The organism is Streptomyces sp. NPDC097981 (assembly GCF_040302565.1).
In the GTDB taxonomy this organism is placed as follows: Bacteria; Actinomycetota; Actinomycetes; order Streptomycetales; family Streptomycetaceae; genus Streptomyces.
Window position 1 is genome coordinate 36834 of the sequence record NZ_JBEORW010000052.1, and the last position, 16222, is coordinate 53055.

General features: G+C 73.7%; 16 protein-coding genes and 1 pseudogene. 8 read left to right on the forward strand and 9 right to left on the reverse strand.

From position 1 onward, the window contains the following. Window positions 1–29 precede the first annotated feature (29 nt). Entirely contained in the window at window positions 30–1448 is a 1419-nt protein-coding gene (locus tag ABTY04_RS34570; protein WP_352217405.1) for a GH1 family beta-glucosidase, read from the forward strand. On the opposite strand, the gene ABTY04_RS34575 is transcribed toward ABTY04_RS34570, so the two are convergent. The 4 genes from ABTY04_RS34575 to ABTY04_RS34590 all read right to left on the reverse strand — a co-directional run bounded on the left by ABTY04_RS34575 (window position 1420) and on the right by ABTY04_RS34590 (window position 5108). Further along, a complete protein-coding gene (locus tag ABTY04_RS34575) occupies window positions 1420–2028 on the reverse strand; it encodes a HutD/Ves family protein (RefSeq protein WP_352217406.1) in 609 nt (202 codons plus the stop codon). The two genes, ABTY04_RS34570 and ABTY04_RS34575, sit on opposite strands and share 29 nt — an antisense overlap. 75 nt (window positions 2029–2103) lie before the next feature. After that, complete coding sequence (locus ABTY04_RS34580; protein ID WP_352217424.1) at window positions 2104–2412, reverse strand: hypothetical protein; 309 nt, start codon at window positions 2410–2412, stop codon at window positions 2104–2106. Continuing rightward, on the reverse strand, window positions 2412–3143 hold the full coding sequence (locus ABTY04_RS34585) for an NADPH-dependent F420 reductase (protein WP_352217407.1): 732 nt from the start codon (window positions 3141–3143) through the stop codon (window positions 2412–2414). The genes ABTY04_RS34580 and ABTY04_RS34585 overlap by 1 nt, the downstream gene beginning before the upstream one ends. A gap of 603 nt (window positions 3144–3746) precedes the next feature. Next, window positions 3747–5108 carry an FAD-dependent oxidoreductase gene (locus ABTY04_RS34590; RefSeq protein ID WP_352217408.1) on the reverse strand — a complete coding sequence of 454 codons (1362 nt, stop codon included), beginning with the start codon at window positions 5106–5108 and terminating at the stop codon, window positions 3747–3749. Window positions 5109–5315: 207 nt separating this feature from the next. On the opposite strand from ABTY04_RS34590, the gene ABTY04_RS34595 reads away from it, so the two are divergent. Beyond that, window positions 5316–6365: a PHP domain-containing protein gene (locus ABTY04_RS34595; protein WP_352217409.1), complete on the forward strand. Its 1050-nt coding sequence runs from the start codon at window positions 5316–5318 to the stop codon at window positions 6363–6365. A 13-nt stretch (window positions 6366–6378) separates the two neighbouring features. On the opposite strand, the gene ABTY04_RS34600 is transcribed toward ABTY04_RS34595, so the two are convergent. Further along, entirely contained in the window at window positions 6379–7293 is a 915-nt protein-coding gene (locus ABTY04_RS34600) for a UbiA family prenyltransferase (RefSeq protein WP_352217410.1), read from the reverse strand. A gap of 76 nt (window positions 7294–7369) precedes the next feature. Here ABTY04_RS34600 and ABTY04_RS34605 point away from each other — a divergent pair, with 76 nt between their 5' ends. From ABTY04_RS34605 to ABTY04_RS34615, 3 genes are all read left to right on the forward strand, one after another. Further along, on the forward strand, window positions 7370–8431 hold the full coding sequence (locus ABTY04_RS34605) for a type III polyketide synthase (RefSeq protein WP_352217411.1): 1062 nt from the start codon (window positions 7370–7372) through the stop codon (window positions 8429–8431). A gap of 65 nt (window positions 8432–8496) precedes the next feature. After that, entirely contained in the window at window positions 8497–9057 is a 561-nt protein-coding gene (locus ABTY04_RS34610) for an isoprenylcysteine carboxyl methyltransferase family protein (protein WP_352217422.1), read from the forward strand. After that, on the forward strand, window positions 9054–10079 hold the full coding sequence (locus tag ABTY04_RS34615) for an NAD(P)/FAD-dependent oxidoreductase (protein ID WP_352217412.1): 1026 nt from the start codon (window positions 9054–9056) through the stop codon (window positions 10077–10079). The genes ABTY04_RS34610 and ABTY04_RS34615 overlap by 4 nt, the downstream gene beginning before the upstream one ends. 66 nt (window positions 10080–10145) lie before the next feature. On the opposite strand, the gene ABTY04_RS34620 is transcribed toward ABTY04_RS34615, so the two are convergent. Then, window positions 10146–10907 carry a hypothetical protein gene (locus ABTY04_RS34620; RefSeq protein ID WP_352217413.1) on the reverse strand — a complete coding sequence of 254 codons (762 nt, stop codon included), beginning with the start codon at window positions 10905–10907 and terminating at the stop codon, window positions 10146–10148. Window positions 10908–11145: 238 nt separating this feature from the next. On the opposite strand from ABTY04_RS34620, the gene ABTY04_RS34625 reads away from it, so the two are divergent. Then, on the forward strand, window positions 11146–11334 hold the full coding sequence (locus ABTY04_RS34625) for a DUF6381 family protein (protein WP_352217423.1): 189 nt from the start codon (window positions 11146–11148) through the stop codon (window positions 11332–11334). Between the two features lie 121 nt (window positions 11335–11455). Continuing rightward, a complete protein-coding gene (locus tag ABTY04_RS34630; protein ID WP_352217414.1) occupies window positions 11456–11965 on the forward strand; it encodes a mycothiol transferase in 510 nt (169 codons plus the stop codon). Window positions 11966–11970: 5 nt separating this feature from the next. Here the strand turns inward: ABTY04_RS34630 and ABTY04_RS34635 are convergent, their stop codons facing one another. From ABTY04_RS34635 to ABTY04_RS34645, 3 genes are all read right to left on the reverse strand, one after another. Continuing rightward, window positions 11971–12528: a hypothetical protein gene (locus ABTY04_RS34635; protein WP_352217415.1), complete on the reverse strand. Its 558-nt coding sequence runs from the start codon at window positions 12526–12528 to the stop codon at window positions 11971–11973. A gap of 34 nt (window positions 12529–12562) precedes the next feature. Beyond that, window positions 12563–14608 carry a hypothetical protein gene (locus ABTY04_RS34640; RefSeq protein ID WP_352217416.1) on the reverse strand — a complete coding sequence of 682 codons (2046 nt, stop codon included), beginning with the start codon at window positions 14606–14608 and terminating at the stop codon, window positions 12563–12565. Between the two features lie 377 nt (window positions 14609–14985). Further along, a complete protein-coding gene (locus ABTY04_RS34645; protein ID WP_352217417.1) occupies window positions 14986–15678 on the reverse strand; it encodes a hypothetical protein in 693 nt (230 codons plus the stop codon). A 110-nt stretch (window positions 15679–15788) separates the two neighbouring features. Between ABTY04_RS34645 and ABTY04_RS34650 the strand changes: the two are divergent. Beyond that, window positions 15789–16145 (forward strand): annotated as a pseudogene (locus ABTY04_RS34650) (hypothetical protein); the annotation flags it as partial. Window positions 16146–16222 lie beyond the last annotated feature (77 nt).

Consider the following 16222-nt stretch of genomic DNA (forward strand, 5'->3'; position numbering starts at 1 on the left):
CTTCCCCTCACGATCCCTGGAGTCCTCCCATGACCTCGCTCGACGCTTCTGCCATCCCGCAGACGGCCCTCACCTTCCCGGCCGGATTCCGCTGGGGCGCGGCGACCGCCGCGTACCAGATCGAGGGCGCGGCCGCCCTCCACGGCCGGACGCCGTCCATCTGGGACACCTTCAGCCACACCCCCGGCAAGGTCCTGGGCGGCGATACGGGGGACACGGCCGCCGACCACTACCACCGCATGCCCGAGGACGTGGCCCTGCTCGAACGGCTCGGGGTGAGCGACTACCGCTTCTCCGTGGCCTGGCCGAGGGTCCAGCCCACCGGCCGGGGGCCCGCCGTCCAGCGCGGCCTGGACTTCTACCGGCGGCTCGTCGACACGCTGCTGGCCGCCGGGATCCGGCCGGTCGCCACCCTCTACCACTGGGACCTGCCACAGGAGCTGGAGGACCTCGGGGGCTGGCCGCGGCGGGAGACCGCCGAGCGGTTCGCCGAGTACGCGGGGCTCGTGGCCGGGGCTCTCGGCGACCGGGTGGCCGGCTGGACCACCTTCAACGAGCCCTGGTGCGCGGCCTTCCTCGGCTACGCGTCCGGGGTGCACGCCCCGGGCCGCACCGAACCGGAGTCCGCGCTGCGGGCCGCGCACCACTTCAACCTGGCCCACGGCCTGGGCGCGGCGGCGCTGCGCGCGGTCCTCCCCCGGTCGGCCGAGGTCTCGCTGACGCTGAACCTGCACGTGGTGCGGCCGCTGACGCCCGGCGCCGCCGATCTCGACGCGGTGCGCCGGATCGACGCAGTGGGCAACAGGATCTTCCTCGACCCGGTCTTCCACGGGCGGCTCCCGGAAGACCTGGTCCGCGACACCGCCGGGGTGACGGACTGGTCCTTCGTCCGCGACGGCGATCTGGCGGCGGCCGCCGAGCCGGTCGACTGGCTGGGCATCAACTACTACTCCCCGATGGTGGTCGCGGCCGGCGGGCCCGGGGACCTCGACCCGTCCGCCGGGCCCTCGCCGTGGGTCGGCGCCGAGGAGCACGTGCGCCTCGTCCCCGCGCCGGGCCCGCGGACGGCGATGGACTGGCCGGTGGACGCGGGAGGCCTGCACGAGCTGCTGATGCGGCTGCACGGGGAGCTGCCCGGCGTGCCGATGCTCATCACGGAGAACGGCGCGGCCTACGTCGACCACGCCGACCCGGCCGGGGAGGTGCACGATCCGGAGCGGATCGGCTATCTGCACGGCCATCTGGCGGCGGTGCACCGGGCGATCGCGGACGGGGCGGATGTGCGCGGGTACTTCGTGTGGTCGCTGCTGGACAACTTCGAGTGGGCGTACGGCTACAGCAAGCGGTTCGGCCTCGTCCACGTCGACTTCGCGACCCAACGGCGCACGCCGAAAGACAGTGCCCGCTGGTACGCCGACGTCATCGCCCGGGGCGGGCTGCCAGCGTGACCACCGCCGCGTGCCCCCGGGTGCGCAGGCCGCAGGTGTTGGCTCCGTCGATGCGGACCGCATCGTACGGGCCGAGGGCGACGGGCCCGGCCCCGAATCGGTCTCCGGCGCCGGCTTCGAGTTCGGCCGGGCCCCGGAGCGCGACCACCAGCAGGGTCTGCCCCGGTGCGGCGGTGAGTGCGAGGGCGCCCCGGACGACCGCGGTGTCCGCCCGTACCCGGTCGCGGCGGTACATCACGTTGAAGTTCACGACGGGCCCGTCCAGGAGCCGGCAGTCGGTGGGGGCGTCGCCGGGGAAGTCCTGGGGCGCGTAGCGCTCGTCGACGAGGCGGCGGGCGCCGGCCACGGTGAGGTCCATGCCCGCGCCCTCGGCCAGGGTCAGGGTGCGGTCGACGCCGGGGAAGGCCGAGAACGGCCCGTCGGCGGCCACTTCGGCGAGGCTGACCCGCCACCCGAAGCCGGCCATGCCGGCGCCTTCGGGCCAGGCCGCGATCTCGCGGGTCACCCCGCCGCCGTTCTTCCAGGCGACGGCCGTGCGGTCGCTCGCGCGCAGGATCCGGACCTCGTTGCCGCCGGTCATGGCGCTGTCCTTCCGTCGGGTACGCACCGCCCCGTGCGGGGCGGTGCGTACCCCGGGCGGCCGGGGCGAGCCTATCTACCCGACCGAGAGGTCGTCCGCGTAGACCACGCCCTGTCCGTACCAGCCGTGCACGTAGACGGTGACCGTTCCGGAGGCGCCGGTGGTGAAGGGCACCGTCAGCTTGGACCAGCCCGCCGAGCTCGTCCACGTACTGCCGCTCGCGCCGCCCCGGACGTACACCATCAGCGGGCTGCCGCCGGTGGAGCCCGTGGCGGTCGCGCGCAGCCGGCAGCGCTCGGTGCGGACGGCGTCGCTCACGGTGCGACCGGGGCCGGCGCCGGAGTCCCCGAGGTTCCCGCGCTCCCGCACCGGCCGGTCGCGCATCAGTCCTTGAACTCCTCCTGGCGGACCGGCGAGGCCTCGGTGAGGGCCTTCGCGACGGCGCCGGCCCCCGCCCGCAGCCCGTACACGGGGGTGCCGGGCTGCTGGCGCCAGGAGTCGTCGAGGCCGCCCGCGTCGACGGTGTCGAAGCCGAGTTCGTCGATGAGCGCCCGGACGGCCTTCTTCGCCGCCTCGTCGTCGCCGGCGACCGGGAGGGCGATCCGGTCCGGGTCCCCGGCGGGGCGGTGCCGGTCCAGGATGTCCTGGGCGTACGTCCCGTTGAAGGCCTTGACCACCGGGTGTCCCAGATGGCGCTCGCTCCAGCGGCTCTCGGTCAGGCCCTCGTCCTCGATCTCGGCGATGCGGCCGTCGCGCCGCTTCGGGTAGTAGTTCCCGGTCTCGATGAGGACGAAGCCCTTCGCCGCCCGGTCGAAGAGGCCGGCGGGCAGGTCCGGCACGTTCTTCAGGGGGACGGCGACCACGACGACCTCGGCGCCCCTGGCGGCGTCCGCGACGGCGACCGGGACGGCCCCGGTCTCCTTCGCGAGTTCGGCCAGGGTCTCGGGGCCACGGGAATTCGCCACGGACACCTCGTGTCCGAGGGCGGTAAGGCGGCGGGTGAGGTTGCCGCCGATGTTGCCTGCGCCGATGATGCCGATCTTCATGAACTCTCCAGTGCGTGCAGGGTGGTCGGGTTCTGCGTGGAGTCCGAACCACGGCGGGCGGCCGCGCATTCCATGAATGCGCTCCCGCCGCCCGGAACCCCCCGTACGGGTGGCCGGTTCCGGGTCATACGGAATCACCCGCTCACATTGGGCCACGCGCGACCGGAAACCGACTTCGAGTGGGGCCCGACGGGGGCGAGTTGACCTACCGGACCGGGAATTCGTTTACCCGTAAACCGATATGCCGGCGGGGCCGGAAACAAACCCCCCGGCTCGACCTGCACAAGATCCCTTATGTAGGGTTCAAGAAATTCACCGCCCACCCGGGCGGAGAGCAGGCGCGGCCGACCACCGCCCCTGTCCTGCTCTTTCGTGAAATACGTGACCCGACACGAGGGGCCGGCATGCGGTTCCAGCTTTTGGGGCCGCCGAGTATTGGCCGCGGCCCGGTAACCGTACTTCTCCATCCGTCCTGCATATCCGCAGCCACCGTCGCCGCCCCCGGGGTGACAACGGCCGGTGCCGCGGCGGACAGCGGCTGGCGCGGGGTGCCCACGACCGGCCCCGGGCGCCCGGGGCCGGCCAGATCGGCCTGCCCGGGTTCGCCCACCGCGTTCCGGACGCACGGGTGGGGGCCGCCGACGGCGGCCCCCACCCGTGAATGCGTGACGGTTACGCCCCGCTCGCCTTCAGCATGTCCTCGCGCTCGACGATCTTCACGCGCTCGCGGCCCTGGGGCTCGCCCAGCGCCTTCTCGGCCGCATCGAGGCGGTACCAGCCCTCCCAGGTCGTGAAGCGCACGTTCCGCTCGGCCAGGAAGGCCTCGACGGCCTCCGGCTCGGGCGAGGCGGGCGTCCGGAGGCGGCCGCCCGCGTGGTCGTCCAGGAGGTTCGCGACGGTCTCGTTCGCGTCGCCCTTGGTGTGGCCGATGAGGCCGATCGGTCCGCGCCGGATCCAGCCGGTGACGTACGTCGACTTCAGGTGCTCACCGGCCTCGATGACGCGGCCGCCCTCGTCCGGGACCGTGCCGCTCTCGACGTCCCACGGCAGCTTGGGCAGTTCGTCGGAGAGGTAGCCCACGGCGCGGTAGACGGACTGGACGTCCCAGTCGGTGAACTGGCCGGTGCCCTTGACGTTGCCCGTGCCGTCGAGCTCGGTGCGCTCGGTGCGCAGGCCCACGACCTTGCCGTCCTCGCCGAGGATCTCGGAGGGCGACTCGAAGAAGTGCAGGAACAGCTTGTGCGGGCGCTCGCCGATGTCGCGGATCGCCCAGTTCTCCAGGGTCTTGGCGACCATGTCCGCCTGCTTGTTGGAGCGGCGGGTGGCGATCGAACCCTCGTCGTAGTCGATGTCCTCGGGGTTGACGATGACCTCGATGTTGGGCGAGTGGTCGAGCTCGCGCAGCTCCATCGGGCTGAACTTGGCCTGCGCCGGGCCGCGGCGGCCGAAGACGTGGACTTCGAGGGCCTTGTTGGCCTTGAGGCCGTCGTACACGTTCGCGGGGATCTCGGTCGGCAGCAGCTCGTCGGCGGTCTTCGCGAGGACGCGCGCGACGTCCAGGGCGACGTTGCCGACGCCGAGCACGGCGACCTTCTCGGCCTCCAGCGGCCAGGTGCGCGGGACATCGGGGTGGCCGTCGTACCAGGAGACGAAGTCGGCGGCGCCGTAGGAGCCTTCGAGCCCGAGGCCGGGTATGCCGAGCGCCCGGTCGGCGGTCGCGCCGGTGGAGAAGATCACGGCGTCGTAGAACGAGTGGAGCTCGTCGAGGCTGATGTCGCCCGGGTAGTCGACGTTTCCGAACAGGCGGACCTGCGGCTTGTCGAGCACCTGGTGAAGGGCGGTGATGATGCCCTTGATCCGCGGGTGGTCGGGGGCGACGCCGTACCGGATCAGGCCGAAGGGCGCGGGCATCCGCTCGAAGAGGTCGATGGAGACACCCGGCTCGGCGGCCGCCTCGGACTTCAGCAGCGCATCGGCGGCATAGATTCCGGCGGGGCCGGCACCGACGATTGCTACCCGCAGGGGGCGAGGCATGACAGGTTCCCTTCGACCGACAAAAAGACTGGATCAAGGGAACCCTAAGCTAAGGCGACCCTAACCCGGCACCCGCCCCTCACTTATGACCCCATAAACAAACCTTATGACCTTCCCAAGACATCCTTGGGGTTCCCGGTCACACTGGGCTCAGTGGCAGTCAGAGCCATCAGGGGGACCGAGCGAGGGGAACCGGGAGGCACCTCGATGGACCCGGTCGCGGCACTGGAGCGGATCGCCTTCCTGCTGGAGCGCGGGCAGGCACCGACCTACCGGGTGAAGGCCTTCCGGACGGCCGCGGCCGCGCTCGTGCGCATGGACGAGCACGAGGTCCAGGGCCGGGTCGACGCCGGCACCCTCGAAGCGGTCAAGGGGATCGGGCCGAAAACCGCCCAGGTCGTACGGGAGGCGCTCGGCGGCGCGATCCCCGCGTACCTGCAGAAACTGGAGGACGAGGTCGCGGCGCACCCCGAGGGCCCGTCGGCGAGCCCCGCCGCCCTCGCCCTGCGCGCGGCCCTGCTCGGGGACTGCCATCTGCATTCCGAGTGGTCCGACGGCGGCAGCCCGATCGAGGCCATGGGACGGGCGGCGGCAGGGCTGGGCCACGAGTGGGCCGTGCTCACCGACCACTCACCGAGCCTGACGGTCGCCCGGGGGCTCTCGCCGGAGCGGCTGCGCGAGCAGCTGGAGGCGGTGGACGAGCTGAACGCGACGTGGGCGCCCTTCCGGCTGCTTACCGGCATCGAGTGCGACATCCTGCCCGACGGCTCCCTGGACCAGGAGCCGGAACTGCTGGACCGGCTCGACGTCGTCGTCGGATCCGTCCACTCGAAGCTGCGGATGGAGTCGCCCGCCATGACGCGGCGGCTGCTGGCGGCCGTGCGCAACCCCCTGATGGACGTCCTGGGCCACTGCACGGGACGGCTGGTGACGGGCCGCACCCGCCCCGAGTCGCAGTTCGACGCCGAGGCGGTCTTCACCGCCTGTGCGGAGTCCGGGACCGCCGTGGAGATCAACAGCCGGCCCGAGCGATTGGACCCGCCGCGCCGGCTGCTGCGGCTGGCCGCGGAGACGGGGGCACTGTTCGCGATCGACACGGACGCCCATGCCCCAGGCCAGCTGGACTGGCAGCTGCTCGGCTGCGAACGCGCCGTGGAGTGCGGGGTTCCGGCCGGGCGGGTCGTGAACACCTGGCCGCGGGAGCAGCTGCTGGAGTGGACCCGGACCCGCCGTCCGCCCACTGGCGCGGCCGCCTGAGCCTGCGGCCGCTTCAGCGGAGCCCGGCCAGGCCGGCCCCGCGCACCAGCAGCAGGACGACATCGGCCCCGGCGACCGCCATCGTGGCCAGGAACGGGATCCGGCTCCGGCCGGTCCGCCGCCCGGCCCCGAAAAGTACCGCCGCGGCCATGGCCGCCGGCAGCCCCCAGGCGTACGGGGGCACCCGCCCCGGCGGTCCGGCGACCAGGGCCACGGCCGAGCCGAGGACCAGGAGCCCCCCGGCGGCCGCCGCACGCCGCGCGCCGATCCGGTGGGGCAGGCCCGCCACGCCCGTGGCCAGGTCGTCGTCGATGTCGGGCAGCACGTTGGCGAAGTGTGCGCCCGCGCCCAGCAGGGCTGCCGCGGTCGTCAGCCACCACGGCGGCCAGGGCGTACCGGGCAGGCCGAGGGTGACGAAGCCGGGGAGAAGCCCGAAGCCGACGGCGTACGGGAGCCAGGAGGCGGCGGTGCTCTTCAGCCGCAGGTTGTACGCCCAGGCGGCGGCCACCGCGCACAGATGGATGCAGCCGGCGAGCCGTCCGGTGGCCAGCGACAGCGGAACGCAGAGCAGCAGGGCCGTGAGCGCCGCGGCCGTGACCACGCCGGGCCGTACCGCGCCGGAGACCAGGGGTTTGTCGCGGCGGCCGGTCGCCAGGTCGCGGCCCAGGTCCACCCGGTCGTTGCACCAGCCCACCGACAGCTGGCCGGCGGCCACGGCGGCCACGGTGAGCGCCGCCCCCGGGAGACTGCGCCCCACGGCCGCGGCCAGGGCGGCGGCGAACAGCGTCACGGCGGCCGCGGGTACCGGATGGCAGGCCCCGAGCAGGCCGGACACGGCGGAGGGCGGCGGGCCGGCGGCGGGCCGGGGCCGTCCGGGCTCCGCGGTGGCGGCGGGAGTGGTTCCGTCTGCGGCTCTGGCGGGGGGCACGGGCTCACGCTAAGCCGCGCCGCGCCCGGTTTACGGGATTCCTCACAAAGTGTCAGTTATTATCTATGTTGAATCAATGACGCGTGTCCTGGCAGTGAGCAGCGTGTTCCCGCCCCACCGCTATCGCCAGTCCGAGATCGCGGCGGCGCTCGCCCGCTTCCTTCCCCCGGGGGCCGACACCGCCCTGTTGCACCGGCTGCACGCCTCGGTGCGCGTCGATTGGCGCCACCTCGCGCTCCCGCTGGAACGTTACGGTCCGTCGAACGACTTCGGCGGTACGAACGCCCTCTTCGTGGAGACGGCCGAGGAGCTCGGCACCCGCGCCGTCGAAGCCGCCCTGTCCGCGGCCCATCTGACGGCGCGCGAGATCGACCTGGTCATGTCGACCACCGTCACCGGGCTCGCGACGCCCTCGCTGGAGGCCCGCATCGCCGCCCGTGCCGGGCTGCGCAGCAACGTGAAGCGGCTGCCGATCTTCGGCCTCGGCTGCGCCGCGGGCGCCGCCGGACTCGGCCACCTCCACGACCATCTGGCGGGCCACCCGGACCACGCGGCCCTGCTGCTGTCCACCGAGCTCTGCTCCCTCACCCTTCAGCCGTCCGACACCTCCGTGGCGAATCTGGTGGCCGGGGCCCTCTTCGGCGACGGGGCCGGGGCCCTGCTCGCGGTGGGTCGCGGCCATCCGCTGCACGGCACGAGACCGGGGCCGTCGGTGGCGGCCTCGCGCAGCCGCCTCTACCCGGGCACCGAGGGGCTCCTCGGCTGGGACATCGGCCACTGGGGTTTCCGGATGGTCCTGGGCCGTGAACTGCCCGCCCTGATCAGGCTGCACGTGGCCGAGGAGATCGAGACCTTCCTCGCCTGCCACGACCTCAAGCCGCCGGACGTCGACGCGTGGATCGTCCACCCGGGCGGGCCGAAGGTCCTCGACGTGCTGGCGGATGCGCTGGCGCTGCCGGACTGCGCCTTCGCGGCGAGCCGGCGCTCGCTCGCGGACGCGGGCAACCTCTCCTCGGCGTCGGTCCTGCACATCCTGAACTCGGTCCAGGCCGCCGGACCGCCCGCCCCGGGCTCGGTCGGGCTGGTGATCGCCTTCGGGCCGGGCTTCGCCTCCGAACTCGTCCTCCTGCGCTGGTGACCCCCATGTCGATGAACCCGATGATCCCGATGATCCCGATGAACCCCATGAACCCGGTGGACACGATGACCACGACCACCCTGTACCTGCTGCTCCTGGGCCTCGTCGCGGCCGAGCGGCTCGCCGAACTCGCCGTGGCCCGCCGCAATACGCGGTTGAGCCTGTCGCTCGGCGCCATCGAGTACGGCCGCGGCCACTATCCGGCGATGGTCGCCCTCCACACCGCGCTGTTCCTGGGCTGCGTGGTGGAACCGCTCGTCGCCCACCGTCCGTTCCTGCCCGCGCTGGGCTGGTACGCACTCGCCCTCGCACTGGCGGCCCAGGCCCTGCGCTGGTGGTGCATCGCCACCCTCGGCCCGCGCTGGAACACCCGGGTCCTGGTGATCCCGGGGCTGCCGCCGGTGGCGGCGGGGCCGTACCGGCTGCTGCGCCACCCGAACTACGTCGCGGTCGTGGTGGAGGGCGCGGCGCTGCCGCTGGTGCACACCGCCTGGGTGACGGCGGCCGGCTTCACCCTCCTGAACCTCCTGTTGCTGGGCGTACGCATCCGCTGCGAGTCGGACGCGCTGGCCCATGCCGCGCCTGTCTACCGCAGTGCCGTGGCGGCGGAGGACGGGGCCCGGTGATCGACCTGCTCGTCGCGGGCGGCGGTCCGGCCGGGCTGGCCACGGCCATCCACGGGGCGCTGGCAGGTATGGAGGTCGTGGTCCTGGAGCCCCGACCCACACCGATCGACAAGGCGTGCGGCGAGGGCCTGATGCCGGGGGCCGTGCGCCGGCTCCGGGAGCTGGGCGTGCCGGTGCCGGGCCGGCCCTTCCACGGGATCCGCTACCTGGACGGGGTGAGCGGCCTGCACGCGGAGGGGCTGTTCCGCGCCGGTCCGGGTCTCGGCACCCGTCGGCCCGTCCTCCAGGCGGCGCTGGCCGAACGGGCCGACCGGCTGGGCGTACGGGTGCTCCCACGGCGCGTCGGCGAGGTCCGCCAGGACGAGGACCGGGTCGGCGCCGCCGGTCTGACGGCCCGCCACCTCGTGGCGGCGGACGGTCTCCACTCCCCCGTCCGGCGCGGCCTGGGCCTCGCGACGCCGCCCGCCCCCCGCCGGCCGGCCCGCTATGGGCTGCGCCGCCACTACACCGTGGAACCCTGGAGCGACCTGGTCGAGGTCCACTGGTCGGCGCACTGCGAGGCGTACGTGACCCCGCTGGGGCCCGACCGGGTCGGCGTGGCGGTCCTCACCACCGAGCGCGCCCCCTTCGACGTACAGCTGGCCCGGTTCCCGCTGCTGTGCTCGCGGCTGGCCGGGTGTGCCGGCTCGGCGGTGCGCGGCGCCGGGCCGCTGCGCCAGCGGGCGCGGGTCCGGGTCGCGGGGCGGGTGCTGTTCGTCGGGGATGCCGCGGGGTACGTGGACGCGCTGACCGGCGAGGGGCTCACCCTGGCCGTGACCGCCGCGGGCGAACTCGTCCGCTGTGTACGGGAAGGCCGGCCGCAGGCGTACGAGCGGGCCTGGCGGGAGCTGTCGCGCAGCTACCGCACGCTGACCGCGTCTTTGCTGTGGGCACGCCAACAGCCCCCGCTCGCGGGGCGGATCGTCCCGTTGGCGGCCCGGCTGCCCGGGGTGTTCACGCGCGGGGTCAACCTGCTCGCGTAGGGCGGCGGTACGCATGCGTCGGGGGCGGAGGCGGCACGTGCAGCCGGTTCCGCCCCCGTCGCACGGTCAGCCGCCGGCGCCCGCCCGGGCCTGCGGCGACCGGTTCACGAGGGCCAGGCCGGCCAGGACCGCGGCGGCCGCGGCGCAGAGCACCGCCGTGGCGCCCGCCCAGGCCAGGGAGCCGCTCACCGCGCCCGCCAGCGGGTCGAACCCCGTGACGCCGCCGACCACGTGCAGGGCGACGACGGCGACGGCGGCCGCCGCACCGGCCCGCCACACCCCTGCGGTCTCACGCACCGCGAGCAGCGCGCCGAGCCCGAGGCACAGCACGGCGGCGAGGAGGGGAAGGAAGGCGAGCGGGGTCTGCGACGGCAGGGCCGTCACGTCGCCCGGCAGGTGCAGGACGCCGCAGACCAGCAGGGCCGCGACCACCGGCCGGCGCACCGTGCGCCGCAGCGCCCCGGTGCGGCCGGGGGCGTACGGGCTGCCGTGCGCGGTGCGTCCGTGCGCCCGCCGGTACTGCTCGTAGGACGCGTAGGACTCGTCGTACGGGTCGTCGAAGGGTTCCTCGTACAGCGGCTCGTCCCGTGCCTGCGGTGCGGCGGGGCGCTGTCCGGCGGGGTCCGCAGGCCGGGCGGGCCGGCCGGTATCGCCGTGGTCGGGGCTCTGGCCGGTCTCCTTGAGGAGGCTCACCCGTTCGGCCGTCTCCGGCAGGGTGCGTATGGGTTCGGTACTCGTCGCGGTCCTCGTGGTCGTCGCGTCGGTGGTGCCGGGCAGCTCGCGGGGGTCGTCGTCCGGCGTCGCCGCGAGCGTGATGGGGTCATTCATGGAAAGCTCCGTTCGCCGACGCGCGGGTCTGCACATCGCACGCCGGATCAACATGGGTCATGGGCAGCGCACGCTCGGTCACATTCAGCGGCCCCCCGCTCCGCTGCGCCATTCGGGGCGGGCAAACGGGGGAGCCGCTCTCCGGGCGGTCACCGGACGGGACGGTTCGAGATGCGCCCGCGCGGCGCTGCTGTTTCGCTGAATCCGCCCTCCTTACCCCCCCCACACCCGAGGAGTGATCATGACCGCAGGCGAATCCCGGGGCCGGTCCCGGCAACTGCGCGACAAGGCGCAGGAGCTGAACAGGGCGGCCGAACGCTCCACCGATCCGGAAGAGCGCCGAAGGCTCCAGGACAAGGCCCGCCGGCTCCAGGAGCAGAGCGAGCGGGAAGGCAAGATCGACGACCGGGGCATGGATCCCATGTAGCAGGCGCGGTTCACCACACGGCTCATCACACGGTTTCACCACACCGGCCGGTGGCCACGGGGCACCGGCCGATGCGGTACGTCATGTCGGCGGTACGTGCGGACACGTCTGGGGACGGTGCATGAAGGCTACGGAGGTACTGGCCGATGCGTACGAGCGCATCGCGGAGGTGGTGCACGACGCGGTCGAGGGGCTCTCGGCCGAGGAGTTGAACGCGCGGATCGACCCGAAGGCGAACTCGATCACGTGGCTGGTGTGGCATCTGACCCGGGTGCAGGACGACCACGTGGCGGAAGCGTCGGGTCTGGAGCGGGTCTGGACGGCCCAGGACTGGTTCACCCGGTTCGCCCTGCCGCTGCCCGCGGCGGCCACCGGCTACGGGCACACGCCCCGGCAGGTCGGAACGGTCCTGGTCGAATCGGGCGAGCTGCTGCTGGGGTACTTCGACGCCGTCCACGAGCAGAGCACCGGATTCATCCGGGGGCTCACCGCCACCGATCTCGAACGGGTGGTCGACGCCGGCTGGGACCCGCCGGTCACCCTGGGGGTGCGGCTGGTCAGCGTGCTCGCCGACGACCTGCAGCACGCCGGACAGGCGGCGTTCGTACGGGGCGCGCTGCAGCGGCGTTAGGACACTCACGCACCGGTCAGGGCGGCTCGTGCCGCGGCGAGGAAGTCACGGCCGGCCGTTTCGTAACCCGCAGGCGTGGTCGAGAGGGCGGACTCCAGGGTTTCGGCCGCCGTGACGACGTCGTCCGGTCCTTCCAGGCGCACCACGTTGAGTGCCTCCCGGACCGCGGCCTGCGCCGCCTCGAACTCCCGTCGGCGCGCCGGGCCGTCCACGGTCCCCAATGCCGCCTGATGGGCGAGCAGGGCGCGGTGGGCGGCGTCCGCCTTTCCGAGGAACGCGACGTACGCGGCCCTGCGTACGTCCCGCTCCACGGCTCGCGCCTGTGCGCTCAGGGTCTGCCGGGCGACCGCCAGTTGCGCGTCCGCCTGCCTCTCGCCGGCCGCCCACGCGGCATCCGCCTGGCGCCGGCCGGCCGCCCATGCCGCGTCCGCCTGGCGCTGGCCCGCCGCCCACGCCGCGTCCGCCTGACGCCGGGCGGCACCCCAGGTGAACCAGCCCGTGACCACGCCCCCCGCGACGGCGGCGCCCGCAGCAATCAAGGCGGCGGCGATCTCCTGATTCACCGTGCTCGACTCCCCCGGGACGACCGGACGCCGGTCAACGGGGCGGTTCCGTGCCGGGCCGGACGCGCGGAAGACGCGGAGTGGCGTCCCACGCGTGCCCGATCATCTCCTCCGGTTCCGCACCGTGGAGGGCGACGGGCTCCCATCCGTAGCGGCGCAGCCGTTCCCCCTCGGCGCGCCGCCCCGATGCCGTCAGCAGTCGGGCTGCCGCGCGGGTGGCTGCGTCGTCGTCGAGTTCGGCGGCTCTCCGGTACCAGGCGACGGCCTCGCCGATCCGCCCCGCCCGCGTCGCCGATCCGGCGGCTTCCCACAGGCCGGTGACTTCGACGCCTTTGATCCAACGTCGCACGGTGCCGGGCTCGACGGGCCAGTGGTCCGTGGTGTACGGCGTCTCGTCAGGGGCCGCAGCGGCGCGGGCGGCACCGTCGTCGATCGCCCCGGCGTTCTCGACCCGGCCGGCCTCCGGAGCCTGTACGTGGTTCAGCAGCGCATCGGCCTCCTCCGCGGCGAGGGCCCCGAACGAGAGGGCGTGGGCTCCGGTCCGGGCGGCAAGGGCCCGGAGCCATGCGACGGTCTCTTCCACCTGCGCGGGCGACCGGGAGAGACCCACGACCGCCCACATCGCATCGGCACTGCTCATGCCGTCGGTGTCGGCCTCCGCGACGCGCCGGTACCACTCGACCGCCTCGTCGACCCGGCCGGCTTCGTCCAGCAGCCTGGCGGCCTGCGCCATGGCGTGGACCCGGTCCCCGGTGTCCTCGGTGTCGGTCCGGGCGGCGAGCACGTACCAGGCGGTCGCGTCCGCGAACCTGCCCGTCTCCTTCAACACGGCCGCCGCGACCAGCATGCCGAGGTACTCGCCGTCCTCGGCCCGTCGCGCATGGAACTCGAACGCCAGCCGGTACAACCCGCGCGTGCCGGCCGCCCGGCCGAGAGAGGCCCGGTCCTCCGGGTTGCCGTGGTCGAGCAGCGCCTGCCAGAGGGCGGCGGGCGCGGACACGTCCCGGCGTTCCCGGTCGGCGAACTGTTCGAGGTAGTCGGCGAGCCGGTATCCGACCGTGGCAGCCTGTGCGTGCGGCTGTCGCCGCGCCGGGTCGGGGATCTGACGGGTCAGCGGACCGAGCGCCCCTCGGCAGTCGTCCTCGACGTACCGCAGGGCCTCCCCCAGCCAGTCGGGGTCACGTGCCAGGCGGGCCCACTGCTGATCGGTGACGTAGCCGGGCACGCCGGCCTCCAGCAACGCCAGGGGAAGATCGCGGCCGTGGCCCAGGCGACGGGCGTCCATGGCCACCTCGATCAGTGCCTGCGCGGCGACGGGCGCATTCCGGTAGCGCTTGACCAGTTCGGGAGCACCGGCCAGGTACTGCGTGAGCTGGCCCTGCCGGGCGTCGCGCAGGGCTTCCGCCAGGCGGGGGTCCTCCAGGGCAGCGGCATGACCGCTGCGCAGTTCCGCCTCGGTGAACGTCTCCGGAACGCGGATGCTCTTGTCCCCGACGAGGCGGCGGGTCTGCGCGTACGCGTCGGGCTCCGCGGAGTCGGCGGGTGCGGCCGAGAGGAGCTCCCAGTGCTTGCACCACAGCGTCCCGAGCACCAGTACGGGGCCGCGGGAGTCGTCGTGGAGCAACGCGCGCAGGGCCGTGGCGATCCGGGTGCTGTACACCGGGTCCAGGAGGTAGTGCTGGGCTTCGTTGAGCCACAGCACCGTGTGCGGTGCCACCTGGTCCAGTCGTTCCCACAGGGCCTTCGCGGGCTCGGGTTCCAGGGGGTGCCAGAGCCGCCACGGCGCCGGGAGGTTCCTGACCGCCTGCCAGCAGGCGCGGGTCTTCCCGGTGGAGGAGTCGCCGACCAGCAGTGCGATCCCGCTCCGCCCCCTCTCGGCAGCGGCGACGACCTCGCACAGCCGGTCGTCGAGCGGCCGCGGTATGTAGGCCGGGAGCAGACCGAGCCCGGCGGCCGCGCCGCCGGCGTCGAGGGCGGGATGAACTTCCAGGTCGTCCAGGACGAGCCGGTCGTCGTACGCCCCGATCGGGCGGCCCGGTGGGGCGGCTTCGGCCGGCCGGTGCTCCGTCTCGCACGTCATCGCATCATCATGGCCCCGGGCGGCCCTGGCCCGGGCCCGAACGGCGCAACCACCCGCACCGTGTGGAGAGCCCGGCGTCGACCGAGTCCTGCGCCCCTCTCCGGGCAGCATGGGAGGGACGAAAGGCGGTCGGGCATGTTCCGTGGCCGCTTCTCAGCCCGCTTCCCACGCCGCTGGGGCGCCGTGTGGTGTGCCCTCCTGCTGCTCGCCACCGGTGCCGGACCGGCCCGTGGTGGACACCGACCGGGGCCCGGTGCGCGGCAGGGCCGTACGCGGCGCCCCCGACCGGCTCCCTGCGTTGGCGGCTTCCGCAGCCCGCCGCGCGCTGGACGGGCGTACCCGAAGCCGGGGCTCCGGGGGCTCGCCCCGGGCCCGGCTCACCAGGGCTCGGTGGTGACCACGTACCCGTCCGGAGTCCGGACGGTCACCGTGCCCTTGTCCCCGTACACCTGCTGCCGCCACGAGACGAACATCTGCGCCACCCGGCGGCCGTCCTCGCCGAGGCCCTTGCCGACGGACCCGGTCGTGAAGGTCACGAGGGCCTCGCCGGCGTCCCGCCCCTTGCGGACCCGGGCCTCCTGGACGGCCTGCTCGGGCAGGAGTCGGTCCGCGTCGGTGCGCCGCTGGGCGTAGTAGGCGTTGAAGTCCCGGGTCATGTCGAACCACCCGGCACCGCCGCAGGGGCCCGCGCCGTTGGTGATGTCCCCGTCGGTGGGCGGATTAGGAGCCCCGGTGTCCTGATCGGTGGGCGGCCCCGCGTAACCACCGGTCTCCTGATCCGTCGGCGGCCCCGCGTAACCACCGGTCTCCTGATCCGTCGGCGGCCCCGCGTAACCACCGGTCTCCTGATCCGTCGGCGGCCCCGCGTAACCGCCGCCTTGCTCCTCCGTCGGCGGATCCGGCAGACCCGTGCCACCGCCCGTCGTCCGGTCGAGGCCACAGGTCTCCTTCACCGGTGCGGGCGGCGCGGCGGCCTCCCCGGCATGCCGGGTACCGCAGGCCGCCAGCACGGCGCACAGGAGCCCCGCCACCGCCGCTCTCCAGGCCGTGGCCCCAGCCGATGTCGTCATGGTCGTCCCCTCCTCACCCATGGAGAGGGGAACACACGGCCCGGGGTTCCACGTACGGCTATCCTGCCGCAACGGCCGGCTCGGGGCAGCGCCCCCTCCTCTTCCTCGACATCGACGGACCGCTCATCCCGTTCGGGGCCACCTACCACGAGCTGCCGGACGGTTACCCGACGTACGGGCCTGGGGCCGACGCGAATCCCCTGCTGGCCAGGCTCGATCCCGCCCTCGGGGCCCGCCTGCTGGCGCTGCATTGCGAACTGGTGTGGGCGACCACCTGGATGGCGGACGCGAACACGTGGGTCGCACCGCGGATCGGGCTGCCGGAACTGCCGGTGGTGGCCTGGCCGGACCCGTCCGAGGAAGACGACCGGGAGGGGATCCAACGGATTCAGCGGATCCACTGGAAGACTTCGGTCCTCGTCGACCACGCCGCCGGCCGCCCGTTCGCCTGGGTCGACGACGAGGTGCGCCGTGAAAAGCGCTGACTATTCGAGTGGAGGTGAAAGACCACCACCTTAGTTCTGTCGTGGCAGGACTCTGAAGC